Here is a 23,978-nt window from a genome sequence, read left to right as displayed (position 1 = left end):
GCGTGCATGGGGGCACCTCGGGGGTGGGAGGGGGTGGGCGTGTGGGCCGTTTGCGGCCCACCGGGACGACGGGCGCGCCCTGTCGGCGTGCCGCCGGGGCGGCGGGCGCCCGTCACCCCTTCACTGCGCCGGTCAGCATGCCCTTCTTGAAGTGCTTCTGGACGAACGGCGACAGCACGGCCACCGGCAGCAGCGCCATCACCATGACGGCCATCTGCACGGCGAGTCCCGACAGCTGGCCGGTCCTGATGGCCTGCCCGAGCCCGACCGGCGCCTCCTGCTTCTGCACCAGCTGGATCATGACGTTCTGGAGCGGCATCATGTCCTGTTCGTTCAGGTACAGCGAGGCGTTGAACCACGCGCTCCAGTACCCGACCGCGTAGAACAGCGTGATCACCGCGATGACCGCGCGCGAGAGCGGCATCACGATCCGCAGGAGGATGCGGAAGTCGCCGGCCCCGTCGATGCGCGCGCTGTCGATCAGTTCGGGCGATATGCCCATGAAGAACCCGCGCAGCACGAGGATGTTGAAGACGCTCACCGCGCTGGGCAGGATCAGCGCGAGGTAGGTGTCGGTCAGTCCCAGGGTCTGCACCAGCAGGTAGGTGGGGATGAGTCCGGCGCTGAAGAACATGGTCGCCAGCAGGATCATCAGCAGCCAGCGGTGCCCGAGCGAGCCGCTGCGGGAGAGTCCGTACGCGCACAGCACGGACACCGTCATGGAGAACAGCGTGCCGACGAGGGTGACGAGGACGCTGATGACCGCCGCGCGGGTGACCTGCCCGCCGCCGAGCAGTTCCTCATAGGCGATGAAGGTGATGCCCTTGGGCACCATCACCAGTCCGCCGGCCTCGTCGATGGTCTTGCGCGAGGACAGGCTGGTGACGACGACGATCCACAGCGGAAAGACGATCGCCAGGCAGGCCAGCGCGAGGGCGATGCTCTTGCCGGCCAGGCCCGCCCTGGAGGGCGGCTCCTCCCAGCCGGGCCGGGGCGGGGCCTGCCACCAGCGCGGCGCTTTCCGCGGTTCCGGATCGCCGTCCGGCCGTGGCTCCCAGGTCACGGTGGTCACTTCTTGTACACCCCCTGCTCGCCCATGAGATGGGCCACCTTGTTCGCGGCGAGGACCAGCCCGAGGCTGACGACGCCCTTGATCAGGCCGGCGGCGGCCGCGTAGCTGAAGTCCTGGTTGCGCACGCCGTTCCACCACACAAAGGTGTCGAGGACCTCCGCGGCCCCTGGTCCGACGGCCTCGCGTTGCAGCAGGATCTGTTCGAAGCCGACCGTCAGGGCGTCGCCGACGCGCAGGACGAGCAGCAGGGCGATCACCGGGCGCAGCGCGGGCAGGGTGACGTGCCACATGCGGCGCCAGCGGCCCGCGCCGTCCATGGCCGCGGCCTCGTAGAGGTCGGGGCTGACGGAGGCCAGCGCGGCCAGGAAGACGATGATCCCCCAGCCGGCGTCCTTCCACACGCTCTCGGCGGTGATGAGCAGGGCGAAGGTGTCCGGGTCGGCCATGATGTTGAGGCCGTCGTGCCCGTTCTCCCGCAGGAGCTGGGAGAGGATGCCGGCTCCGCCGAACAGCTGCTGGAAGACGGCGATGACCAGCACCCAGGAGAAGAAGTGCGGAAGGTAGAGCACGGCCTGGGCGACCGCCCGCACCCTCGGCCTGACCACGCTGTTGATGAGCAGCGCGAGGAGGATCGGGATCGGGAAGAACAGCACGAGCTGGATGACGAACAGCACCAGTGTGTTCTCGACCGCGTTCCAGAAGGCGGAGTCCTCGAAGATCCGCTGGAAGTTGTCCAGGCCCACCCAGGGGCTGTTGAAGATGGAGACGACGCCGTTGTCGCTGATGTAGGGGTCGTACTCCTGGAAGGCGACCACGTTGCCGAGGATGGGCACGTAGTTGAAGAGCAGGACCAGGGCGACCGCCGGCAGGGTCATCAGGAGCAGGACGCGGTCGCGTCTGAACCTGAGGCGCAGGCTCGTTCCTGAGGCGGGCGCCCTGCGTCCGGGACCGGTGGCGCCGCCGGACGCCACCGGGGTCTTCTCCGTCTCGTCGGCCTCGGCCCTGCTCCGAGGCACCGTGCTGTGGGACACAGCCGTTCTCCTTGCCTCGCCGCCGGGTCAGCTCGCCGCCGAACCGTTCTCGTCGAGCAGCTTCTTGTACCAGTCGCGGAGTTGGTCGCCGCCCTTGCTCTTCCAGTCGGCGACGAACTGCTGCATGTCGCTGACCTTCTTGCGGCCGCGGACGATGTCGTCCTCCAACTGCTCCACGTCGTTGGTGAGGTTGGTGAAGCGCGTGGGCTCGGTGACCTGCATGCCGTAGAAGGCGGACTTCTTGGTGAAGGCGCCCATCCGCTGCTGCCATTCGACCTGGCCCTTGGCGACGGCCGGGAAGTCGGGGTGGGCGATGGTCGCGGCGGGGGCGGAGATGAAGGTGTAGGAGTTGGCGACCTCGTTGTTGCCCTTGTCGTTCTTGACGGGCACGCCGTCCTTCACGCTGTAGTGGGTGCCCTCGACGCCGTAGTTGGTGAGCATGTACTCCTTGGTGCCGTACGGGGCGGCGGTCACGTCGGCGAGGGCCAGCGCGTCGCGGACGACGGCCTCGGAGGCCTTCTTGTTGACGAAGGCGAACATGTTGGCCGGGTTGGTGGCCCACAGGGTGGGCTGCCCGCCGTCGTGGCCGAAGAGGTCCATGCCCCAGATCTTGAAGCCGGGGTTCTGGGCGGCCTGGCTGGCGGTCTGGACGTACCAGTTGGAGATGTCGTTGTTCCAGATCAGGAACTCGCCGGCGGCGAACTTGGGGGCCGGGTCGGTGGCCTGGCTCTTGCCCAGCTCGAAGTCGGGGTGGACGACCTTGGCGGCGAACAGCTTGCGGGTCCACTCCAGCGCCTCGAGGAAGGCCTCCGTCTCGATGCGGTTGACCAGCTTGCCGTCGACCATGTCCCAGCCGAGGGGCTTCTCGCCGCCGGACAGCACGCCGAAGATGTTGAACGCCGTCCACTTCATGTCGCCGCAGGCCCACCGCTTGGCCCTGGCGTTGGTGACCTCCTTGCACAGCGCCAGGAACTCGTCTGCGGACTTGGGGACCTGGTAGCCCTCCTTGTCGAAGACGTCCTGGCGGTAGCAGGGCACGATGTTCGGGACGTACGAGGCGGGGATCGGCAGGCCCATCAGCTTGCCGCCGAAGATGGAGCGCTGCCAGGCCTCCGTCGGGATCGCCGCCAGGTTGGGGAACTCCTTGACCGCGTCCCCGGAGAGATGGGGGCCGAGGTCGGCGAACTTGCCGATGATGGCGCTCGGTATCTTGCCGCCCATGTTCCAGCCGGGGATGACCACCACGTCGGGGACGTCACTGGAGGCGAGGACCGCGCCGAGCTTCTGGTCGTAGGTGTTGCCGTCCTGGTTGCGCCACTGGACGTCCACGCCGGCCAGGTCGTTCATCGCCTTGTAGTAGGCGTTGTCGCCCTTGGGCGGCGAACCCCAGAACGGGGCCATGACGGTGACCTTGCCGCCCTTGCCGAGCTTCGCCGGCACGGAGGACTTCAGGCCCGCGAGGTCGAGCTTGCCGGTGAAGCCGACCGCGGAGCCGTTCTTGGAGGCGATGTCGGGGGTGACGATGTTGCCGGCGACGAACGTCGGCAGGATCTTCTTGGCTTTCTTCCCCGAGGTGGTGCCGTCGCGCGAGCCGCCGTCCGAGCCGCCGCAGGCGGCGAGCAACGGCATTCCTCCCGCCACCGCTGCGGTGGCGACCGCCGTGGAGGCGAGGAAGCTTCTCCGGCTGGGCCCGGAAGGACCTGTGGAGGGGGAAGCGGCGTTCGGCGTCATTGCGTCAACCCTTCATGGCGCACCAGGACACCCGGCGGTGGCCGTCGGCTGCGGTGTCTCGAGTGGATCTGGCTGAGCTGAAGCGCATCCCGACTCCCGGTCTTCCCAGGGCTGGGCGCACCCGATGGCGGCTCCGACCGTTCACAGGATTGTCGAAGCGCTTCGATGTTGCTGCGAGGTTAGGTGAAGGGCAGGGGGTGCACAAGAGTCGTTCCCAAGATTCCTCGGCACCTTCCCGCTTCCTCCCGCGCGCATATTCGGCTTGAAATCACGCCCTGTTGTCGGACTTGTTGCGGTGGGGTCCCTTGACACCCACCCCTGAGGCGAATGAGCATCGAAGCGCTTCGAAAGCGTTCTTCCGCTCCATCGCCGAGGGATCCCCACGTGACCGCACCCATGCCGCCCACGCCGCCTTTCCGTGATCCGCAGCTGCCGTTCACCAAGCGCGTCGACGACCTGCTGGCGCGGCTGACCCTGGATGAGAAGATCTCCTTCCTGCACCAGTTCGTCCCGGCCGTCGAACGCCTGGGGATCGCCGCGTTCCGCACCGGCCAGGAGGCGCTGCACGGGGTGGCCTGGATGGGCCCGGCGACGGTGTTCCCGCAGGCGGTGGGGCTCGGCGCGACCTGGAACCCGGACCTGGTGCGCCGGGTCGGCGAGGCGGTGTCCCGGGAGGTCCGCGCGATGCGCGCCCGTGACGAGCGGGTCGGTCTGAACGTCTGGTCGCCCACGGTCAACCTGCTGCGCCACCCCCTGTGGGGCCGCAACGAGGAGGGCTACTCCGAGGACCCGAAGCTGACCTCCGCCATCGCGACCGCCTACACCCATGGGTTGCGCGGCGAGCATCCGACGTACTGGCGCACCGCGCCGGTCCTCAAGCACTGGCTGGCCCACAACAACGAGACCGGCCGCGACGTCACGTCCTCCTCGGTCCGGCCGCGCGTGCTGCACGAGTACGATCTGCGCGCCTTCCGCGAGACGGTCGAGGCGGGTGCGGTCGCCGGGGTGATGCCGGCGTACAACCTGGTCAACGGGCGTCCCAACCATGTCTCGCCGTATCTGCGGGAGCAGTTGCGCACCTGGACCGAGCAGGACCTGATGGTGTGCTCGGACGCGGGCGCACCCTCCAACCTGGTCGACTCCGAGCACTACTTCGACACGCACGAGGAGGCGACGGCGGCCTCGCTCACCGCGGGCGTGGACAGCTTCACCGACCACGGCACGGACGGCTCGAAGATCACCGCCCGGGTGCGGGGCGCGCTGGAGCGGGGCCTGCTGACCGAGGCCGACGTCGACACGGCGGTCCGCCGTCAGCTCTCCGTCCGTTTCCGCCTCGGCGAGTTCGACCCGCACTACGACCCGCACGCGGGCACCGGCGAGTTCGACACCCCGGCCCACCGCGCACTCGCCCAGGAGGCCGCCGAGCAGGCGGTGGTCCTGCTGCGCAACGACGGTGTCCTGCCGCTCGCCGCCGACACCCGGATCGCGGTGGTCGGCCCGCTCGCCGACGAGTGCAAGCTCGACTGGTACAGCGGCGCGCTGATCCACCGCTCGACACCCCTGGAGGGGCTGTACGAGCGGTTCGGGGCGGAGCGCGTGGCCTTCGCGGAGGGCGTGGACCGCGTCCTGCTGAAGACGTCCGCGGGCACGTTCCTGCACGTCCCGGCCGCCCCTGAGGCAGCCGACGAGGCGCGCGGCGCGCAGGGCGCCCTCGACCCGGCGCTGCTCGCGGGCCGCATCGACCTCCCCCCGCTCACCGCCGGCGCCGACGGCACCGAGCTGGCGCTCGCCGACTGGGGCGACGGGGTCCTCACCCTGCGCGCTCCCGACGGCCGTTACCTGTCGGTCGCCGAGGACGGCTTCCTGCGGGCCTCCGCCGACCAGCCCGGCGGCTGGGTGGTGCAGGAGACGTTCCGCCTGGAGGCGGCACCGGGCGCCGGGACCGACGGACATGGCAACGGACACCTCCTCAGGCACATCGGAACGGGTCGCCACGTCAGTGTCACCGCCGAGGGCGTGAAGGTTGCCGAGGACGAGCCCGAGGTGTTCGAGCTGGTCGTCGTCGAACACGGCGAGGACGCGGTGGCCCGGGTGGCCGCCGAGGCGGACGTCGTCGTGGTGGTGGCGGGCAACGATCCGCACATCAACGGCCGGGAGACCGAGGACCGCACCACCCTGCGGCTGCCCGCGCAGCAGGAACGGCTCCTGACGGCGGCCCGGTCCGGTGACGCGCGCGTGGTGCTGGCGCTGGTGTCGGCCTACCCCTACGCGGTCGACCCGGGGCCGCTGTCCGGGGTGCTGTGGACCGCGCACGGCGGCCAGGCCGGGGGAACGGCGCTGGCGCGGGTGCTGGCCGGCGACGTCTCCCCCGCGGGCCGCCTGCCGCAGACCTGGTACGCCGCCGACGCGGACCTTCCCGACCTGCTCGACTACGACGTGATCGGCGGCCGGCAGACGTACCTGTACTTCGAGGGCAGGCCGCTGTTCCCGTTCGGGCACGGTCTGTCGTACGCGTCGTTCGCATACGCCGATCTGGTGGTGCGCGTCGGCGGCGAAGGCGGCCGCGGCCCGGTGCGGGTGTCCTTCACGGTCGCCAACACCGGGGACGTGTCCGCCGACGAGGTCGCGCAGCTCTACACGCGGGCGGTGGACCCGTCGGTGACCCGGCCGCGCCGTGAGCTGCTGGCCCACCGCCGTCTGACGCTCGCGCCGGGCGAGAGGGCCGAGGTGTCCTTCGAGGTCCCGCTGTCCGCCTTCGCTTTCTGGGACGTGGCACGGGGCGGGTGGCGGCTGGAGCCGGGGCCGTACGACCTGCTGGTGGGCTCATCCAGCGAGGACGTGCGGCTGCGGACGACGGTGACGCTCGACGGGGAGCCGGCCGCCCCGCGCCCGGTGCTCCGCGACGGGCTCGCGGCCGTGGACTTCGACGAGCAGGGCGGGACCGAGATCGTCGACCGGACCAAGGTCTCGGGCGACGCGGTGACGCCCGCCGCCGGCGGCGCGGGCGAACTGCTCTACCGGGCTTGCGACTTCGGGGCGGGGGCGGCCCGCGTGAGCGTGGCGGCGGCCGGCTCGGGCACGGTGGAGCTGACCGTGGACGGCGGCCCGGTCCTCGCCGCGCTGACCCTCGGGACACCGACGGCGGGAGCGTACGACTACGTCACCCTGGACGCCCCGTTCACCGCGGCGGGTGTGCGGGATCTGCGGCTGAGGCTGCGCGGCCCTTTGCGGCTCGCGCGTGTCGGCTTCTCCGGTTGAGGGTCCGGAGGGGGCCGGCGCAGAGAAGGGGCCCGGCACCGGAAGGCCCCGGACGCGGACAGCGTCCGGAAGGCCTCGGTGCCGGGCCCCTTCGAAAAGGGCTCGCGTCCGCTCAGAGCGCGAGGCCGGTGAGGACCAGCACCCGCTCGTAGGTGTAGTCGTCCATCGCGAACTTCACGCCCTCGCGGCCCACGCCCGACTGCTTGGCGCCGCCGTAGGGCATCTGGTCGGCGCGGTAGGAGGGCACGTCGCCGATGACGACGCCGCCGACCTCGAGCGCGCGGTGGGCGCGGAAGGCGACCTGGAGGTCGTGGGTGAACACGCCTGCCTGGAGGCCGTACTTGGAGTCGTTGACGGCCGCGAAGGCCTCGTCCTCGCCGTCCGTCCTGCGCACGGTGAGGACCGGTCCGAAGACCTCCTCGCAGGCGATCGTGACGTCGGCGGGCACGTCGGTGAGGACGGTCGGCGCGTAGGTGGCGCCGTCGCGCTTGCCGCCGGTGAGCAGGGTCGCGCCCGCGGCGACGGCCTCGTCCACCCAGGTCTCGACGCGCTTGGCCGCGTCCTCGCTGACCAGCGGGCCGACGTCGGTCGCGTCGTCGGACGGGTCGCCGGTGCCCTGGGCCTCGACGGCGGCGACGATGCGCGGCAGCAGCCGGTCGTACACGGCGGCGTCGGCGATCACGCGCTGCACGGAGATGCAGGACTGGCCGCCCTGGTAGTTGGAGAAGGTGGCGATGCGGGTGGCCGCCCAGTCCAGGTCCGCGTCGCTGGACCAGTCGCCGAGGACGACGGCCGCGCCGTTGCCGCCGAGCTCAAGGGTGCAGTGCTTGCGCCGCACCGAGTCCATGATGGCGTAGCCGACCTTCTCGGAGCCGGTGAAGGAGATGACCGGCAGCCGCTCGTCCTGGACGAGGGCGGGCATCTTGTCGTTGGCGACCGGGAGGATCGACCAGGAGCCTGCGGGCAGGTCGGTCTCGGCGAGCAGGTCGCCGAGGATCAGGCCGGAGAGCGGGGTGGCCGGGGCCGGCTTGAGGATGATCGGCGCGCCGGCGGCGATGGCCGGGGCGACCTTGTGCGCGCACAGGTTCAGCGGGAAGTTGAACGGCGCGATGCCGAGGACGACGCCCTTGGGGAAGCGGCGGGTCAGCGCCAGGCGCCCCTGTCCGCCGGCGTCGGTGTCCAGACGCTGCGCCTCTCCGCCGTTGAACCGGCGGGCCTCCTCGGCGGCGAACCGGAACACGGAGACGGCCCGGCCGACCTCGCCGCGGGCCCACTTGACGGGCTTGCCGTTCTCGGCGGAGATCAGCTGGGCGATCTCCTCGGTGCGCTCGGCGAGCCGCTTGCTGACGTGGTCCAGGGCGGCGGCGCGGACGTGGGCGGGGGTGGCGGCGAACTCGTCCCGCACGGCGTACGCGGCGGCCACGGCCTCCTCGACCTGGGCGTCCGTCGGCACGCTGACCTTGCCGACGAGACGGCCGTCCCACGGGGAGCTGACGTCGAAGCTGTCCTCGCCGGTGACCTGGCGGCCGGCGAGCCAGAAGGCGTGGGTGGAAGTCATGTGTCGGTCCGGCCCTTCCGTTCGGGGGTGTGCTGGGTTTCCGGGTCCACCGTAGGGCGGCGGGGGCCCGTGAGCGCTTGTCCGAGTCGTACGGGTGCGGGGTGCGGGTGCGCCGGTTTGGCGGGGTCGGCCGGGGCGGGGGCGGGGCGGTGGGCTGTGGGTACCGGCGTACGGCGGGCGGGGCGGCCGCGCCGGGCTATCTCATGGTCCGCCTCAGGAAGAGCCGCAACGCCCCCAGCAGCGCCACGCACAGGCACCAGCTGGCGACGACGTCCAGCGGCCAGTGGTATCCGTGCCGGACGAGCCCGAAGGACACGGCCAGCACGAGGACGAAGGCGAGGGCGGCCGCGGCGCGCCGGGCGGCCGCGGTGACCAGCCAGGGCAGCAGCAGGAGGACGGCGGCCCCGTAGGCCACGCCGGCGGTCGCCGTGTGCCCGGAGGGGTAGTAGCCGATGGCGGGCGGCACGACGGGTGTGCCGGGCCGGGCCGTCCACTCCTTCAGCGGTACGACGATCAGCGCCACCAGCGTCAGCAGGACGAACGCGGTGACCGGCGGCAGCCACCAGCGGCGCCGGCCGGCCGCGTTGCCCCGGCGGACGGCGTACAGGGCGGCCAGCAGCAGGGCCGGCACGGCGACCTCCACGTTCCCCAGGCCGGACAGCAGGTCGGAGGCGCGGTCGGGGTGGACGAGGGCGTGGCTGAGGCGTCCGTCCAGCCGCAGCAGCGGGCCGTCCACGGCGACCTGCCAGGTGATGAGGACGAAGAGGAGGGCGGGCAGGCCCAGCAGGAACGTGAACTCAAGGCCCGGCCGGCGGGCTCGTGGAGCCCGGTCGGGGATCGCCGGCGGCGCGGGCGCGTCCTCGGCTCGCTGGTGGGGGCGGGTCGGCATGCGCCCAGCTTGTCAGGTGCGGCCGGTCGCGCGGGGCGAACGTGCGGCAAGTCGGGCAAGTGGGGCAGGCGCGTGCCGACGTGGAACCGCGCTCGGGAAGAAAGAAGACCCCGGGCCGTGAGGTCCGGGGTCCGCGTCGCGTGGTCGGCGCGTCAGAAGGAGGTCGGCCACCCCGGAACAGGGGGGGGTGGTTCCGGGGTGGCCGTCCGGACCGGAACGCCGGCCGCCCCGGGGGGTTTGGGGCGGGCGACCGTCCGATCGGTGAGGAGATCCGAAGCGCTGGGCCCCGGTTGTGTGCGCGAAGCACGACCAGGTCGAAGCTGGGGAGGCCCCGGCCTGGGCGCCCGCAGTCCCCTGCGGGCGGGGTGTATCTCTCATCTGCCTAGAACCTACGGCAGTCGATCCCGCGGCGACAGACGGATTTCCGTCCCGCCATCCACCCCGCACACGTTCTTCACACTCTGCCCCCGGCGCCTGACTCGTCAGACGCGGGCGAAGGCCTGCTCGATGATGTCGAGTCCCTCGTTGAGCAGGTCGTCGCCGATGACCAGCGGGGGCAGGAAGCGCAGCACGTTGCCGTAGGTGCCGCAGGTCAGGACGAGCAGGCCCTCCTGGTGGCAGGCCTTGGCGAGCGCCGCGGTCGCCTCCGGGTTCGGCTCCTTGGTCGCGCGGTCCTTGACCAGCTCGATCGCGATCATCGCGCCACGGCCGCGGACGTCGCCGATGACGTCGAACTTGTCCTGCATGGCGGTGAGGCGCGCCTTCATGGTCGCCTCGATGCTCTTCGCCCGCGCGTTGAGGTCGAGCTCCTTCATCGTCTCGATGGAGCCGAGCGCGCCGGCGCAGGCGACCGGGTTGCCGCCGTAGGTGCCGCCGAGGCCGCCCGCGTGCGCGGCGTCCATGATCTCGGCACGGCCGGTGACGGCGGCGAGCGGCAGACCGCCCGCGATGCCCTTGGCGGTGGTGATCAGGTCGGGGACGATGCCCTCGTCCTCGCAGGCGAACCACTGGCCGGTGCGGCAGAAGCCGGACTGGATCTCGTCGGCCACGAACACGATGCCGTTGTCGGCGGCGAACTGGCGGATCGCGGGCAGGAAGCCCCGGGCCGGCTCGATGAAGCCGCCCTCGCCGAGCACCGGCTCGATGATGATCGCGGCCACGTTGTCCGGGCCGACCTGCTTGGTGATCTGGTCGATGGCCTGCGCGGCGGCCTCGGGGCCCGCGTTCTCCGGGCCGGTCGGCCAGCGGTAGCCGTAGGCGACCGGGACGCGGTAGACCTCGGGCGCGAACGGGCCGAAGCCGTGCTTGTACGGCATGTTCTTCGCCGTCAGCGCCATGGTGAGGTTGGTGCGGCCGTGGTAACCGTGGTCGAAGACGACGACCGCCTGGCGCTTGGTGTAGGCGCGGGCGATCTTGACGGCGTTCTCGACGGCCTCGGCGCCGGAGTTGAACAGCGCGGACTTCTTGGCGTGGTCACCGGGGGTGAGCTCGGCGAGGGCCTCGGCGACCTCCACGTAGCCCTCGTAGGGGGTGACCATGAAACAGGTGTGGGTGAAGTCGGCGAGCTGGGCGCTCGCACGGCGCACGACGGCCTCGGCGGAGGCGCCGACGGAGGTCACGGCGATGCCGGAGCCGAAGTCGATGAGGCGGTTGCCGTCGACGTCCTCGATGATGCCGCCGCCCGCGCGCGCGGTGAACACCGGCAGCACGGAACCCACGCCCTGCGCGACCACGGCGGTGCGGCGGGCCTGCAGCTCCTGCGACTTCGGGCCGGGGATGGCGGTGACGACGCGGCGCTCCTGCGGAAGTGCGGTCATGGGGGCTCCCTGATGATCTTGCGACCCGGGATTCCGGGTGTGCGGCGGTTCCGGTTGTTCCGTGATTCCCGGTGTTCGGCGGTTCCGGGTGTTCCGTGATTCCGGGTGTTCCGTGATTCCGGGTGTTCCGGGTGTGGTGAGGACGCTCGGACTTCGTTTCTCGCAGGTTAGGGCGGTTCGGAAAGGGTGGGCATGCTCCATGTGGGCGTTGTCGGCGGGGCGGGTTGTCCGCCGTGGACATAGCGGGCCCGGCGGCACTCGGACCGGGCCCGGCCGTGTGAGCGGTGGACTCCTTCGGACGGGGCGTTAGATTGACTCGCTGACGGTGGACGGAGCGGCTGGTCAGGGGGCGCGGCGATGAACAGCGACGGGACGCGGGACGCACGGGACACACACGCGGCCCCTGTGCCACGCCCTGCGGGGCCGACGCCGCCGGCCCCGTCCCAGGTACCCCCGGCGCCTCCACGGACACCGCCCCGGCCGACGCGGGCTCCGGGCACGTCCGAGCAGACCGCGAAGCCTGCGCAGCCCCCCTCCTCCGCCGTGGCCGCCTGGCTGGACGAGGCGCGGCCCGAGACACGGCCCGGCATCTGGCGTCTCGGGTACCGGCCGCCGAAGGAGGCGCGGGCGGCGGAGCGCCTGGCTCCCGTGACGGTCGTCGGGATGCTGATCCCTCTGGTGGTCGCGCTGGTGCTGTGGTCGCTGTGGCGGCGCGGCGGCCTCCCCTACCAGTTCGCCCCGCTGCGCCTGTTCACCCCGGACGACTGGTGGTGGGGCGGCACCATCGCCTCGCCCAAGACCACGGACGGCGCGGAGGCCCGGGTGGTCTACGACGGCGTCTTCTTCGCCGTCCTCCTCTACGCGATGGGCCGGCTGGGCGGCTGGGCCGAGGCCGTGCGCCACTTCGTCGGCCGTCGGCCACAGCCCTCGCGGGCGCTGCTCGCCCTGCTCGGGGCGCTGGTCGCGCTCAGCTTCGTGTTCCCGGACGCCTTCCCGGGGGTCGGCTGGGATCCCCTGCCGGTGGTCGCCCCGCTGTTCTCGCTCGTCGTCCTGATCTCCGGCGGCTACGAGCTGTTCGCCTCCCCCCTGTTCACCGACTCGCTGTACGCGGTGATCACCGTGCTGGTGGCGTGGCCGTTCGCGGTGCTCGGCGGCTGGCTGCCGTATCTGAGGGAACGGCTCGCCGCCCGGCGCGCCGCCGCCGATCCCGCCGCGCCGGCCCCCGTGGAGCTGCCGCGCGCGCAGTGGCCGCGGCTGCGGGACGCCGGGCAGTACGAGGCGGCGGAGGTGCTGACCGCCGAGGTGGCCGCCGGGCGGATGAACGACGTGGACTGCGCGCGCCTCACCCGCGCGTGGGAGTCGGGTTCCGGCGACTTCCGGGACACCGTGCTGCGTGAGGGCGGCGCCGCGTGGACACACCCCTCCGGCTCCCGCGACCTGCCCCGGCGGGCCGCCCGGCACGACGTGCTGGCCGCTCAGGTGCGCATCGGGCGCTGGGTGGCCGGTGAGCGCGCGCCGCTGCCGTACCACGAGGCGGGCGCGGCGCTCGGCCCGGACGTGCTGGGCACCTCGCTGCTGGCCGTGGGGCCGTCGGGGTCCGGCAAGACGCGCACGCTCGTCGAGCCCGTGACGGAGACGCTGGCGCTGCAGGCGCTGACCGGGGGATGCGCCTTCGTGGCGGTGTCCTCCCCGGGGAGCCCGCTCGGCTCGGACTCCGCGTTCGACGTGATCGTCCGGATCGGCGACCGGTCGTCCGTGCACGACCTGGACCCGTACGCCGAGTCGGAGGACCCGGACGAGGCGGCCGGGGTGCTCGCCGAGGCGCTCGTGGGCGACCTCGACGCCGTCGGCGGCCAGGCCGCGGCCACGGCGCTCGCCCAGTTGCTCGGCCCCTACCGGTCGGCGTACGGCCGCTTCCCGGCGCTGCCGGTGCTGCGCGAGCTGCTGGAGGGCGAGCCGGCGGCGCTGTCCGCGCTGCGGGAGGCCGTGGCCGCGGACGAGGTGATGCGCCGCGAAGTGGAGGCGCGGGTGCGTCAGACGGGCACCCCGGGTGACCCGGGCCGTGCCCTGGCCGACCGGCTGGCGCTGCTGAACCGTCCGGCGTTCGCGGGCTTTTTCGGGGGCGGTGAGCGGGCCGCCGCGGTCGAGGACCGCGCGGCGGGAGGCGAACGGCGGGCGTTCTCGCTGCGCGCGCTCGCCCACCACCCGCTGCGGGTCCGGATCGACCTGCCCGAGCGGGGGCACGAGGAGGCCGGACGGCTGATCACCCGGCTCGTGCTGGCCCAGTTCCACTCGGTCGTGCGGGAAGGGCGGCGCGCGCACTTCGTGTGTCTGGTGCTGGACGACGCGACGGGCGCGGTCACCACGGACTCGGTGCGCCGCATCCAGCGGCTGCGCTCGCAGAACGCGGGCGTGCTGCTCGCCCTGCGCAGCGTCGCCGACGTCCCCGAGACGCTGCACGGCCCGCTGTACGCGGCCGTCGGCTGCCGGATGGCGTTCTCCGGGATCACCACCTGGGACGGCGGCCGGTTCGCGCAGAGCTGGGGCACCGAGTGGGTGGAGACGAAGGAGGTCGCCCAGCACACGGTCTTCGCCGACCAGCCGATGACCCGCGCGCTGCACGCCCTGCGCAAGCTGGTGACCGGCCGGGCGGTGACCACGGACGCGGTGACCGTGCGCCAGGTGGAGCGGGAGCGGTGGTCGGCGTCGCAGCTGGCGCACGAGGTGCCGCCGGGGCACGCGGTGCTGTCGCTGACCAGCGTCAAGGGTGAGCACGCGCCGCCGCTGCTGCTGGACCTGAGGGGCTGAACGCGACACCGATACCCCTACAGTGAGGCAGAATCGGCACAGGCTCTTCATACGAAGCGGCCAATGGATCATCTGCCCGGTCGCCCCTGCCGACCTGAGGCCCGAGACCTGAAGGCCCCATGCCTCCCACGCTTGCCTCACTCGTCCACCACTCGGCGCTGAAACTGACCGTGCGGGCGGGCGGGGACCGTCTCGACGTGCCGGTGCGCTGGGCGCACGTCAGCGAGCTCGCCGATCCCGTGCCGTACATGGAGGGCGGGGAACTGCTGCTGATCACCGCGCTGAAGCTGGACGCGGAGGACCCGCAGGCCATGCGGCGCTATGTGCGGCGGCTGGCCGGGGCCGGCGTGGTGGGGCTGGGCTTCGCCGTCGGGGTCGCCTACGACGAGATTCCGAAGGCGCTGGTGGAGGCCGCGGAGGAGGAGTGCCTGCCGTTGCTGGAGGTGCCGCGCCGCACACCGTTCCTCGCGATCAGCAAAGCGGTGTCGGCGGCGATAGCGGCCGATCAGTACCGGGCGGTGACGGCCGGGTTCGCTGCCCAGCGGGAGCTGACGAAGCAGGCCCTGGCGGCCGGTCCGCAGGGGCTGCTCTCCGCGCTCGCCGCACAGGTCGACGGCTGGGCCGCGCTGTACGACGCGTCGGGCTCGGTCGTCGCGGCGGCGCCCGAGTGGGCGGGGCGGCGCGCCGGTCGGCTCACGGCGGAGGTGGAGCGGCTGCGGGAGCGCCCGACACCGGCGTCGGCGGTGGTGGGCGGACCCGGTGGCTCCGCGCCCGCACAGGGCGGGGCCGGCGGCAAGGACGCCAAGCCCGCAGACGCCCCCGAGAACGCCGACCGCGTCGAGTTGCACTCCCTCGGCGCGGGCCGCCGCCCGCGCGCGACGCTGGCGGTGGGGACGGCTGCGGCGCTCGGCACGGCGGAGCGGTACGCCGTGCACTCGGCGATCGCCCTGCTCACGCTCACCACGGAGCGCTCCCGCTCGCTGCAGGCGGCGGAGCAGCGGCTCGGCGCGGCGGTGCTGCGCATGCTGCTGGCGGGCGAACCGGATCACGCGCGGGCCGTCGCCGGGGACCTGTACGGCGAGCTGCTGGACGCGCCGTTCAGGGTCCTCGTGGCCGAGCCGGCCTCCGCCGCCAAGCCGGCGGGGGATCCGCTCGCCGCCCTCGCCGGTCTCGTCGACGTGGCGGAGTCGGCGGCGGCCCGGTCGGGTGAGGCGGTGCTGGTGGTGCCCGAGGGCGGCCGGCTGGTGGCGCTGGCCGCGGACGGCGGGGCGGCGGTGGCGGCCTGCACGCGGTACGCGGCGGCGCGGGAGGGCAAGCGGGCCGGCGGCAGCGGGGACGGCGACGAGGACGCGATGGTCGTCGGCCTGTCCGCGCCGGCCGGTCCGATCGCGGCGGCGGCCGCCTACAAGCAGGCCGAGCAGGCGCTGTCGGTGGCCCGCCGCCGGGGCCGCGTCCTCGTGGAGCACGAGCAGCTGGCGGCGGGCTCGGTGCTGCCCCTGCTCGCGGACGACGCGGTGAAGGCCTTCGCGGACGGCCTGCTGCGCGCCCTGCGCGAACACGACGCCACCGGCCGCGGCGACCTGGTCGCCTCGCTGCGCGCCTGGCTCTCCCGTCACGGCCAGTGGGACGCGGCCGCGGCCGACCTGGGCGTCCACCGCCACACCCTGCGCTACCGCATGCGCCGGGTGGAGGAGATCCTCGGCCGCTCCCTGGACGATCCGGACGCCCGGATGGAGCTCTGGCTGGCCCTGAAGGCGACGTCCGCGGAGTAGCCGTACGCCTGACTCACACCGGCGGCCCGGGTCGACCGGGTTAGCCGCCGGCCCGGCCCGCCGCCGCCTCGTGCATGGCGAGTTCCAGGAGGGCCGCGTCGGTGAGGGTGCCCGTGCCGTCCGGCGGGATCAGCCAGCGCACGCCGGCCGTGGACCGGTCGGGGTGGGGGACGACGATCCAGGTGCCGGCGCCGGCCGAGCGGACGCCGGTGCCGATCCAGCGGGCGGCGGTGCCGGGCGGCACGAAGAAGCCCATGCGGTCGTCGCCGAAGTCGACCAGCACGGGGCCGGGCCGGTCGAGGATGCGGGTGAGGACGTCGAGCGTGGGATAGCCGAGGCCGCCCGGCAGGATCAGGACGTCCCAGGCCCTGCCGGCCGGCAGCAGGGCGACCCCGTGGGGGCTGCGTTCCCATTCCCGGTGGCAGGCCCGCGGATCCGGCGCCACCGATGCGAGCCACTGAGCCGCCGTCTTCGAACCGGCCATGAGCGGACCCCCCTCTTCCTCGTGTTCTCGTGTCCCTCGTCGATGCGAGGTCGACGCGGGCGCGTCAGAAGGAGGAGAGGGGGGTCCCCGGCGGGCATTACGCGAGTTCAGCTCACCCGTTCGGGTGAAACGCGGGGTGCGGTGCCCACGTCAGCTGTCGAAGCCGAGACCGAGCCGGTCCATCGTCCGCAGCCACAGGTTGCGCCGCCCCTCCCGGGCGTCCGCGCGGGCCAGCGACCACTTGGTGAGGGCGATGCCGGTCCAGGCGAACGGCTCGGGCGGGAAGGGCAGCGGCTTCTTGCGGACCATCTCCAGCGAGGTGCGTTCGGTGCGCTCCCCCGCCAGCAGGTCGAGCATCACCTCCGCGCCGAACCGGGTCGCCCCGACGCCCAGCCCGGTGTACCCGGCGGCGTAAGCGACCTTCCCCCGGTGCGCGGCGCCGAAGAACGCCGAGAAGCGCGAGCAGGTGTCGATCGCGCCGCCCCACGCGTGCGTGAAGCGGACGCCCTCCAGCTGCGGGAAGCAGGTGAAGAAGTGCCCGGCCAGCTTGGCGTAGGTCTCGGGCCGGTCGTCGTACTCGGCGCGGACCTGCCCGCCGTAGGGGTAGACCGCGTCGTAGCCGCCCCACAGGATCCGGTTGTCGGCGGACAGCCGGAAGTAGTGGAACTGGTTGGCCGAGTCGCCGAGGCCCTGCCGGTTCTTCCAGCCGACGGACGCCAGTTGCTCGGCCGTCAGCGGCTCGGTCATCAGCGCGTAGTCGTAGACCGGCACGGTGTACGACCGGACCCGCCGGACCAGGCTGGGGAAGATGTTCGTCCCCAGCGCGACCTGCCGGGCGCGGATGCTCCCGTACGGGGTGCTCACGGCCATTCCCGCGCCGTACGGCTTCAGCGTCAGCGCGGGCGTGTGCTCGTGGATGCGGACGCCGAGCCGCAGGCAGGCCCGTTTCAGCCCCCAGGCGAGTTTCGCCGGGTGCAGCATGGCCACGCCCCGCCGGTCGTACAGCCCGGCCTGGAAGGTGGGTGAGGCCACCTGCTCGCGCACCGCGTCTGCGTCGAGGAACTCGACGTCCTCGGCGAGGCCCCGGCGCTCGATCTCGGTGTACCGGTCGCGCAGCTCCCGGGCCTGGTAGGGCTCGGTGGCGACGTCGATCTCGCCGGTGCGCTCGAAGTCGCAGTCGATGCCGTACCGGGCGACCGCCGCCTCGATCTCGTCGAGGTTGCGCGCCCCCAGCTTCTGGAGGACGCGGATCTCCCGCGGCCAGCGGGCCAGACCGTTGGCGAGCCCGTGGGTGAGGGAGGCCGCGCAGAAGCCCCCGTTGCGGCCCGAGGCGGCCCAGCCCACCTCGCGGGCCTCCAGCAGCACCACGTCCCGCCGGGGATCGCGCTCCTTGGCGATCAGCGCGGTCCACAGCCCGCTGTAGCCGCCGCCGACGACCAGCAGATCGCAGGTCCCGGGTCCGGTGAGGGCGGCCTCGGGCCGGGGCTTTCCGGGGTCCTCCAGCCAGTACGACACCGGCCGCGCTTCGGAAAGGGAAGCGGCCCAGTCCTTTTCTCTGCCGAATTCTCTGCCACTGCTCATGGCGCTCGTGGCCATGATTTCAACTCCCTACGGAGGATCTCACGGAAAGGCTATGCCTTCTGCCGGTTGCGGCGGTTTCCGACGACCATGGAGGTCAGGACGAGCAGCACGGCGACGAGGAACATGGCCGTGCCGATGACGTTGATCTGGACGGGCGTTCCACGCTGGGCCGAACCCCAGACGAACATCGGGAAGGTGACGGTCGAGCCCGCGTTGAAATTGGTGATGATGAAATCGTCGAAGGAGAGCGCGAAGGCGAGCATCGCGCCCGCGGCGATTCCCGGGGCCGCGATCGGCAGGGTGACCCGGACGAAGGTCTGCACCGGGCCGGCGTACAGGTCCTGGGCGGCCTGCTCCAGCCTCGGGTCCATCGACATGACGCGCGCCTTGACGGCCGTCACGACGAAACTGAGGCAGAACATGATGTGCGCGATGAGGATCGTCCAGAACCCGAGCTGCGCGCCCATGTTGAGGAACAGGGTGAGCAGCGAGGCCGCCATGACGACCTCGGGCATCGCCATGGGCAGGAAGATCAGCGAGTTGACGGCGCCGCGCGCGCGGAAGCGGTAGCGGACAAGGGCGAAGGCGATCATCGCGCCGAGGATCGTGGCGCCGAGGGTCGCCCAGAGGGCGATCTGGAGGCTGATCGCGAGCGAGCCGCACATTCCGGCGACGCCGCACGGGTCTTTCCAGGCGTCCGTGGAGAACTGCTGCCACTCGTAGTTGAAACGTCCCTTCGGTTTGTTGAAGGAGAACACCGTGACGATCACGTTGGGCAGCAGGAGATAGGAGAGTGTCAGAAGTCCCGCGATGACGACGAGATTCCTTCTCAGCCAGTTGACGAAGGGCATCAGACCAGATCCTCCGTCCCGGACCTGCGGATGTAGAAAGTGATGATGAAAAGGATCGCGGCCATGAGGATGAAGGAGAGCGCGGCCGCCGTCGGATAGTCGAGCACCCGCAGGAACTGCGTCTGGATGACGTTTCCGATCATGCGGGTGTCGGTGGAGCCGAGCAGTTCGGCGTTGACGTAGTCGCCGGACGCCGGGATGAAGGTGAGCAGCGTGCCGGAGACCACGCCGGGCATCGACAGCGGGAAGGTGACCTTGCGGAAGGTGGTGACGGGCTTGGCGTACAGGTCGCCGGCCGCCTCGTGCAGCCGTCCGTCGATGCGCTCCAGCGAGGTGTAGAGCGGAAGGATCATGAACGGCAGGAAGTTGTACGTCAGACCGCACACCACGGCCATGGGCGTGGCCAGCACCCGGTCGCCGGAGGTCCAGCCGAGCCAGGCGGTGACGTCGAGGACGTGCAGCGCGTCCAGTGCGCCGACCACCGGTCCGCTGTCGGCGAGGATCGTCTTCCAGGCGAGGGTGCGGATCAGGAAGCTGGTGAAGAACGGGGCGATCACCAGGATCATGATCAGGTTCCGCCAGCGTCCGGCGCGGAAGGCGATCAGGTAGGCGAGCGGATAGCCGAGGATCAGGCACAGCACGGTCGCGGAGCCCGCGTAGAGGATCGAGCGCAGGAACTGCGGCCAGTACGCGCTCAGCGCGTCCCAGTAGGTCGCGAAGTGCCAGGTGACCTTGTAGCCCTCCTCCAGGGAGCCCGTCTGCACGGACGTGGAGGCCTGGTAGATCATCGGCAGGGCGAAGAAGACGACCAGCCAGAGCAGTCCGGGCAGCAGCAGCAGGTACGGCGTCCAGCGGCCGCGTCTGCGCGGTGGCCTCTCCTTCGGTGTGGGCGGGGAGAGAGGCGGGGGCGCCTCGGTGAGCGTGGTCATCAGGCGGCCGCCTCCTCGTCGAGGCCGGCGTCGATGGCCTGGGCGGCGTCCAGGCCGAAGGTGTGGGCGGGGCTCCAGTGCAGGACGACCTCGGCGCCGGGGGCCAGCCGGGTGTCGCGGTCGACGTTCTGGACGTAGACCTCGAACTCGGGGCAGACGGCGCTGTCGACGACGTACTGGGTGGAGACGCCGATGAAGCTGGTGGCGGCGATCGTGCCGGTGACGCGGTTACGGCCGACGGGGATCTCGCCGGCGTCGTCGGCATGGGTGAGGGAGATCTTCTCCGGGCGTACGCCGACCAGCACCCTGCCGCCGGCCTCGGTGGGCGCGGTGCAGCGGGCCTCGGGCAGCAGCAGTTTGCCGCCGCCCGCCTTGAGGACGATGTCGCCGCCGCCGCGGGAGTCGACCTCGGCCTCGATCAGGTTGGAGGTGCCGAGGAAGTTGGCGACGAACGTGGTCCTGGGGTTCTCGTAGAGGTCGGCGGGCGAGCCGAGCTGTTCGACTCGGCCCGCGTTCATCACGGCGACCGTGTCGGCCATCGTCATGGCCTCCTCCTGGTCGTGCGTGACGTGCACGAAGGTGATGCCGACCTCGGTCTGGATGCGCTTGAGCTCCAGCTGCATCTGGCGGCGCAGCTTGAGGTCGAGGGCGCCGAGGGGCTCGTCGAGGAGGAGCACCCTGGGGTGGTTGATCAGGGCGCGGGCGACGGCGACGCGCTGCTGCTGGCCGCCGGAGAGCTGATGCGGTTTCTTGCGGGCCTGCTCACCGAGCTGGACGAGTTCCAGCATGTCCTCGACCTGCTTCTTCACGCTCTTGACGCCGCGCCGGCGCAGTCCGAAGGCGACGTTCTCGAAGATGTCGAGGTGCGGGAAGAGGGCGTAGGACTGGAAGACCGTGTTCACCGGCCGCTTGTACGGCGGCAGGGACGTGACGTCCTGGTCGCCGAGGTGCACGGTTCCGGTGGAGGGTTCCTCCAGGCCGGCGATCATGCGCAGGGTGGTGGTCTTGCCGCAGCCGGAGGCGCCGAGCAGGGCGAAGAACGAGCCCTGCGGGACGGTCAGGTCGAGCGGATGGACGGCGGTGAAGGAGCCGTAGGTCTTGCTGATGCCCGAGAGGCGGACGTCGCCGCCGCTGTCAGTCGTCTTCATCGTCGTCACGCCCCAGTGAGCTTCGCGAACTGTGCTTCGTAGGCCGTCTCCTCCGTCGCGCTCAGGGAGCGGAAGGAGTGGGACTTCGCCTGCATGGCCTTGTCGGGGATGATCAGCGGATTCTTCGCCGCTGCCGGGTCGATCTTGGCGAGTTCGGACTGCGCGCCGTCGACGGGGCACACGTAGTTGATGTAGGCGGCGAGCTCGGCGGCCGGCCGCGGCTCGTAGTAGTAGTCCATGAGCCGCTCGGCGTTCGACTTGTGACGGGCCTTGTTGGGGATCAGCATGTTGTCGCTGGACGTCATGTAGCCGCTGTCGGGGATGACGAAGTCGACGTCGGGGCTGTCCGCCTTGAGCTGGACGACGTCTCCGGCCCAGGCGATGCAGGCCGCGAAGTCCCCGCTGGTGATGTCCGAGGTGTAGTCGTTGCCGGTGAAGCGGCGGATCTGCCCGCTGTCGACGGCCTTCTGCAGACGGGCGATGGCGGCGGCGTAGTCGTCGTCGCTGAACTTCGCCGGGTCCTTGCCCATGTCCAGCAGGGTCATGCCCATGGTGTCGCGCATCTCGGTGAGGAAGCCGACGCGGCCCTTGAGCCGGGGGTTGTCGAGCATGTCGGAGACCGACGTCACCTCGATGCCGTCGAGGGCCTTCTTGTTGTAGGCGATGACGGTCGAGATCCCCTGCCAGGGGTAGGAGTACGCCCGTCCGGGATCCCAGTCGGGGCTGCGGAACTGGCTCGACAGGTTGGCGTAGGCGTGCGGCAGCAGGGAGGCGTCGAGCTTTTGCACCCAGCCCAGGCGGATGAGGCGGGCGGCGAGCCAGTCGGTGAGGACGATGAGGTCGCGGCCGGTGTCCTGGCCTGCGGCGAGCTGCGGCTTGATCTTGCCGAAGAACTCGTTGTTGTCGTTGATGTCCTCGGTGTACTTGACCGAGATGCCGGTCCGCCGGGTGAACGCCTCCAGCGTGGGGTGGTGCTTTCCCGACGCGTCGACGTCCATGTACTCGGTCCAGTTGGAGAAGTTGACGGTCTTCTCCTGGGCCGAGTGGTCCTCGGCGGAGGTGCCGCCCGCGGTCTGGCCGGCCGCGGGGATCCCGCAGGCGCTCAGGGCCCCCAGGCCGCCCAGCGTCAGGGCGCCGCCGGCGGAGGCGCGCAGCAGCGACCGGCGGGTCAGGGCCGCCCTGCCGTTGCTGAGACTGCGCCGCACGGCGGCCGCCTGGGGCGGGGTCAGGCGTTCTGGCTCGTACTGCTCCATGCGCGTGGTGCCCTTTCGGAAGAGGTCGGCCTGGTCGGCGGCCGGTGTGACGCCACCCGGCGGCAGCCCGAAGCGGGCTACGGCCGGTCCCCGAAGACGGTGCGGTGCCAGTCCTTGCGGGCCACCGCGGTGTTGTCGAACATGACGTGCTTGAGCTGGGTGTACTCCTCGAACGAGTAGGCGGACATGTCCTTGCCGAAGCCGGACGCCTTGTGTCCGCCGTGCGGCATCTCACTGATGATCGGGATGTGGTCGTTGATCCAGACGCAGCCGGCCTGGATCTCGCGTGTCGCCCGGTTCGCCCGGTAGACGTCCCGGCTCCACGCGGAGGCGGCGAGCCCGTACGGGGTGTCGTTGGCCAGCCGGATGCCCTCGTCGTCGGCGTCGAAGGGCAGGACGACCAGGACCGGCCCGAAGATCTCGGACTGCACGACCTCGCTGTCCTGGGCGGCGTCCGCTATCAGGGTGGGCGGGTAGTACGCGCCGGCCTTGAGCTCCCCCTCCGGGGCCTCGCCGCCGGTCACCACGCGCGCGTAGGCGCGGGCCCGGTCGACGAAGGCGGCGACGCGGTCGCGCTGGGCGTGCGAGATCAGCGGGCCGAGGTCGGTTCCGGGGGCGAACGGGTCGCCGAGCCGGACGGTCTCCATCAGGGCGGCGGTCCGCTCGACGAACGCCTCGTAGAGGGGCCGCTGCACATACGCGCGCGTGGCGGCCGTGCAGTCCTGGCCGGTGTTGATCAGGGCCCCCGCCACGGCGCCGTGGGCCGCGGCCTCCGGGTCGGCGTCGTCGAAGACGACGAAGGGCGCCTTGCCGCCGAGCTCGAGGTGGAGGCGTTTGACGGTGGCGGTGGCGATCTCGGCGACGCGCTTGCCGACGGCGGTGGAGCCGGTGAAGGACGTCATGGCCACGTCGGGGTGGCCGACGAGGTGTTCGCCCGCCTCTCTGCCGGCGCCGGTCACGATGTTGACGACGCCGTCGGGGATGCCGGCGAGCGTCGCGGCCTCGGCGAAGAGGAGCGAGGTGAGCGGGGTGAGCTCGGCGGGCTTGAGCACGACGGTGTTGCCCGCGGCGATCGCCGGGAGGATCTTCCACGCGGCCATCTGGAGCGGGTAGTTCCAGGGCGCGATCGAGCCGACGACGCCGATCGGCTCGCGCCGCACGTACGAGGTGTGGTCCCCGGAGTACTCCCCGGCCGACTGCCCCTGGAGGTGCCGGGCGGCGCCCGCGAAGAAGGCCGTGTTGTCGATGGTGCCCGGGACGTCGAACTCCCGGGTGAGCTTCAGCGGCTTGCCGCACTGGAGGGACTCTGCACGGGCGAAGTCCTCGGCCCGGTCGGCGAGGACGGCGGCGAGGCGGTGCAGGGCGTCCGAGCGCTCGCCGGGCGTGGCGCCGGCCCAGCCGGGGAAGGCGGCGCGGGCGGCCGCGACGGCCGCGTCCACGTCGGCCGCGCCGGCGAGTTCATAGGTGAGGACCTCGTCGCCGGTGGCCGGGTCGACCACGGTGTGCGTGCGGCCGGACGTGCCGTGCCTCAGGCGGCCCGCGATGTGCTGGGCGCCCTGCGCGAAGCGGTCCCGTGCGGGGAACCGGTCGGATCGGTCCGGGGTGGCGGTGCCCGGTTTCTGCATGTCGCTCTCCTCCGCCTTCGCCCCACTTTACGCGGGGGCCGGTGGCGTAGCTCCAGCTCGATTTGACTGCCGATCCTGGCAGAGCGATGGCCACTCAACAAGTGATTCCGTTGTTGCCTTTTGATTACGCGACGGAATCTGTCGACCAGGTGTCGAGCGGGTGCGAAAAAG

General features: G+C 71.7%; 16 protein-coding genes. 3 read left to right on the top strand and 13 right to left on the bottom strand.

Annotation, left to right across the window (positions count from 1 at the left end):
* Positions 1-112 precede the first annotated feature (112 nt).
* Genes ACIRS4_RS17115 through ACIRS4_RS17105 form a run of 3 tightly spaced genes read right to left on the bottom strand, consistent with a single transcriptional unit; the run spans position 113 to position 3,834 of the window.
* Positions 113-1,063 (bottom strand): carbohydrate ABC transporter permease, encoded by a 951-nt coding sequence (locus tag ACIRS4_RS17115; protein ID WP_404196020.1) that lies wholly within the window; start codon positions 1,061-1,063, stop codon positions 113-115.
* A 5-nt stretch (positions 1,064-1,068) separates the two neighbouring features.
* Positions 1,069-2,103: an ABC transporter permease gene (locus tag ACIRS4_RS17110; RefSeq protein WP_404196017.1), complete on the bottom strand. Its 1,035-nt coding sequence runs from the start codon at positions 2,101-2,103 to the stop codon at positions 1,069-1,071.
* A 27-nt stretch (positions 2,104-2,130) separates the two neighbouring features.
* Positions 2,131-3,834: an extracellular solute-binding protein gene (locus ACIRS4_RS17105; protein WP_404196014.1), complete on the bottom strand. Its 1,704-nt coding sequence runs from the start codon at positions 3,832-3,834 to the stop codon at positions 2,131-2,133.
* 384 nt (positions 3,835-4,218) lie between these two features.
* Here ACIRS4_RS17105 and ACIRS4_RS17100 point away from each other — a divergent pair, with 384 nt between their 5' ends.
* The gene (locus ACIRS4_RS17100; RefSeq protein WP_404196011.1) at positions 4,219-7,092 is read left to right on the top strand and encodes a glycoside hydrolase family 3 C-terminal domain-containing protein; all 2,874 of its coding nucleotides are present in this window, start codon (positions 4,219-4,221) and stop codon (positions 7,090-7,092) included.
* A gap of 112 nt (positions 7,093-7,204) precedes the next feature.
* Here ACIRS4_RS17100 and ACIRS4_RS17095 read toward each other — a convergent pair whose 3' ends face one another.
* The 3 genes from ACIRS4_RS17095 to gabT form a co-directional block, all read right to left on the bottom strand.
* Complete coding sequence (locus tag ACIRS4_RS17095) at positions 7,205-8,650, bottom strand: aldehyde dehydrogenase family protein (RefSeq protein WP_404196008.1); 1,446 nt, start codon at positions 8,648-8,650, stop codon at positions 7,205-7,207.
* 196 nt (positions 8,651-8,846) lie between these two features.
* Complete coding sequence (locus ACIRS4_RS17090) at positions 8,847-9,539, bottom strand: phosphatase PAP2 family protein (RefSeq protein ID WP_404196006.1); 693 nt, start codon at positions 9,537-9,539, stop codon at positions 8,847-8,849.
* Between the two features lie 482 nt (positions 9,540-10,021).
* On the bottom strand, positions 10,022-11,356 hold the full coding sequence (gene gabT, locus ACIRS4_RS17085) for a 4-aminobutyrate--2-oxoglutarate transaminase (protein ID WP_404196003.1): 1,335 nt from the start codon (positions 11,354-11,356) through the stop codon (positions 10,022-10,024).
* 357 nt (positions 11,357-11,713) lie between these two features.
* Between gabT and ACIRS4_RS17080 the strand changes: the two genes are divergently transcribed.
* Positions 11,714-14,164: an ATP/GTP-binding protein gene (locus tag ACIRS4_RS17080; RefSeq protein ID WP_404196000.1), complete on the top strand. Its 2,451-nt coding sequence runs from the start codon at positions 11,714-11,716 to the stop codon at positions 14,162-14,164.
* 119 nt (positions 14,165-14,283) lie between these two features.
* Positions 14,284-15,936: a PucR family transcriptional regulator gene (locus tag ACIRS4_RS17075; protein WP_404195998.1), complete on the top strand. Its 1,653-nt coding sequence runs from the start codon at positions 14,284-14,286 to the stop codon at positions 15,934-15,936.
* 40 nt (positions 15,937-15,976) lie between these two features.
* On the opposite strand, the gene ACIRS4_RS17070 is transcribed toward ACIRS4_RS17075, so the two are convergent.
* The 7 genes from ACIRS4_RS17070 to ACIRS4_RS17040 form a co-directional block, all read right to left on the bottom strand.
* Entirely contained in the window at positions 15,977-16,420 is a 444-nt protein-coding gene (locus ACIRS4_RS17070; protein WP_404195996.1) for a hypothetical protein, read from the bottom strand.
* A 150-nt stretch (positions 16,421-16,570) separates the two neighbouring features.
* Positions 16,571-18,016: an NAD(P)/FAD-dependent oxidoreductase gene (locus ACIRS4_RS17065; protein WP_404195993.1), complete on the bottom strand. Its 1,446-nt coding sequence runs from the start codon at positions 18,014-18,016 to the stop codon at positions 16,571-16,573.
* A 35-nt stretch (positions 18,017-18,051) separates the two neighbouring features.
* Complete coding sequence (locus ACIRS4_RS17060) at positions 18,052-18,852, bottom strand: ABC transporter permease (RefSeq protein ID WP_404195990.1); 801 nt, start codon at positions 18,850-18,852, stop codon at positions 18,052-18,054.
* Positions 18,852-19,781, bottom strand: a complete 930-nt coding sequence (locus ACIRS4_RS17055; protein WP_404195987.1) for an ABC transporter permease — start codon at positions 19,779-19,781, stop codon at positions 18,852-18,854. Before ACIRS4_RS17055 ends, ACIRS4_RS17060 begins: the two co-directional genes overlap by 1 nt.
* A complete protein-coding gene (locus tag ACIRS4_RS17050) occupies positions 19,781-20,929 on the bottom strand; it encodes an ABC transporter ATP-binding protein (protein ID WP_404195985.1) in 1,149 nt (382 codons plus the stop codon). Before ACIRS4_RS17050 ends, ACIRS4_RS17055 begins: the two co-directional genes overlap by 1 nt.
* 5 nt (positions 20,930-20,934) lie before the next feature.
* Positions 20,935-22,182 carry a spermidine/putrescine ABC transporter substrate-binding protein gene (locus tag ACIRS4_RS17045; protein ID WP_404195982.1) on the bottom strand — a complete coding sequence of 416 codons (1,248 nt, stop codon included), beginning with the start codon at positions 22,180-22,182 and terminating at the stop codon, positions 20,935-20,937.
* A gap of 77 nt (positions 22,183-22,259) precedes the next feature.
* Positions 22,260-23,807 (bottom strand): gamma-aminobutyraldehyde dehydrogenase, encoded by a 1,548-nt coding sequence (locus tag ACIRS4_RS17040; RefSeq protein WP_404195980.1) that lies wholly within the window; start codon positions 23,805-23,807, stop codon positions 22,260-22,262.
* Between the last annotated feature and the right edge of the window lie 171 nt (positions 23,808-23,978).

The organism is Streptomyces sp. NPDC101166, assembly GCF_044768125.1.
In the GTDB taxonomy this organism is placed as follows: Bacteria; Actinomycetota; Actinomycetes; order Streptomycetales; family Streptomycetaceae; genus Streptomyces.
The sequence above is the reverse complement of the archived record's forward strand: the minus strand, read 5'-3'. Positions and strand labels throughout refer to the sequence as shown.

Bases quoted from the DNA above. Each gene is read 5' to 3' on its own strand.
- ACIRS4_RS17105 (WP_404196014.1), bottom strand. From the start codon at position 3,834: ATGACGCCGAACGCCGCTTCCCCCTCCACAGGTCCTTCCGGGCCCAGC.
- ACIRS4_RS17095 (WP_404196008.1), bottom strand. From the start codon at position 8,650: ATGACTTCCACCCACGCCTTCTGGCTCGCCGGCCGCCAGGTCACCGGC.
- ACIRS4_RS17090 (WP_404196006.1), bottom strand. From the start codon at position 9,539: ATGCCGACCCGCCCCCACCAGCGAGCCGAGGACGCGCCCGCGCCGCCG.
- gabT (WP_404196003.1), bottom strand. From the start codon at position 11,356: ATGACCGCACTTCCGCAGGAGCGCCGCGTCGTCACCGCCATCCCCGGC.
- ACIRS4_RS17080 (WP_404196000.1), top strand. From the start codon at position 11,714: ATGAACAGCGACGGGACGCGGGACGCACGGGACACACACGCGGCCCCT.
- ACIRS4_RS17075 (WP_404195998.1), top strand. From the start codon at position 14,284: ATGCCTCCCACGCTTGCCTCACTCGTCCACCACTCGGCGCTGAAACTG.
- ACIRS4_RS17070 (WP_404195996.1), bottom strand. From the start codon at position 16,420: ATGGCCGGTTCGAAGACGGCGGCTCAGTGGCTCGCATCGGTGGCGCCG.
- ACIRS4_RS17065 (WP_404195993.1), bottom strand. From the start codon at position 18,016: ATGGCCACGAGCGCCATGAGCAGTGGCAGAGAATTCGGCAGAGAAAAG.
- ACIRS4_RS17060 (WP_404195990.1), bottom strand. From the start codon at position 18,852: ATGCCCTTCGTCAACTGGCTGAGAAGGAATCTCGTCGTCATCGCGGGA.
- ACIRS4_RS17055 (WP_404195987.1), bottom strand. From the start codon at position 19,781: ATGACCACGCTCACCGAGGCGCCCCCGCCTCTCTCCCCGCCCACACCG.
- ACIRS4_RS17050 (WP_404195985.1), bottom strand. From the start codon at position 20,929: ATGAAGACGACTGACAGCGGCGGCGACGTCCGCCTCTCGGGCATCAGC.
- ACIRS4_RS17045 (WP_404195982.1), bottom strand. From the start codon at position 22,182: ATGGAGCAGTACGAGCCAGAACGCCTGACCCCGCCCCAGGCGGCCGCC.
- ACIRS4_RS17040 (WP_404195980.1), bottom strand. From the start codon at position 23,807: ATGCAGAAACCGGGCACCGCCACCCCGGACCGATCCGACCGGTTCCCC.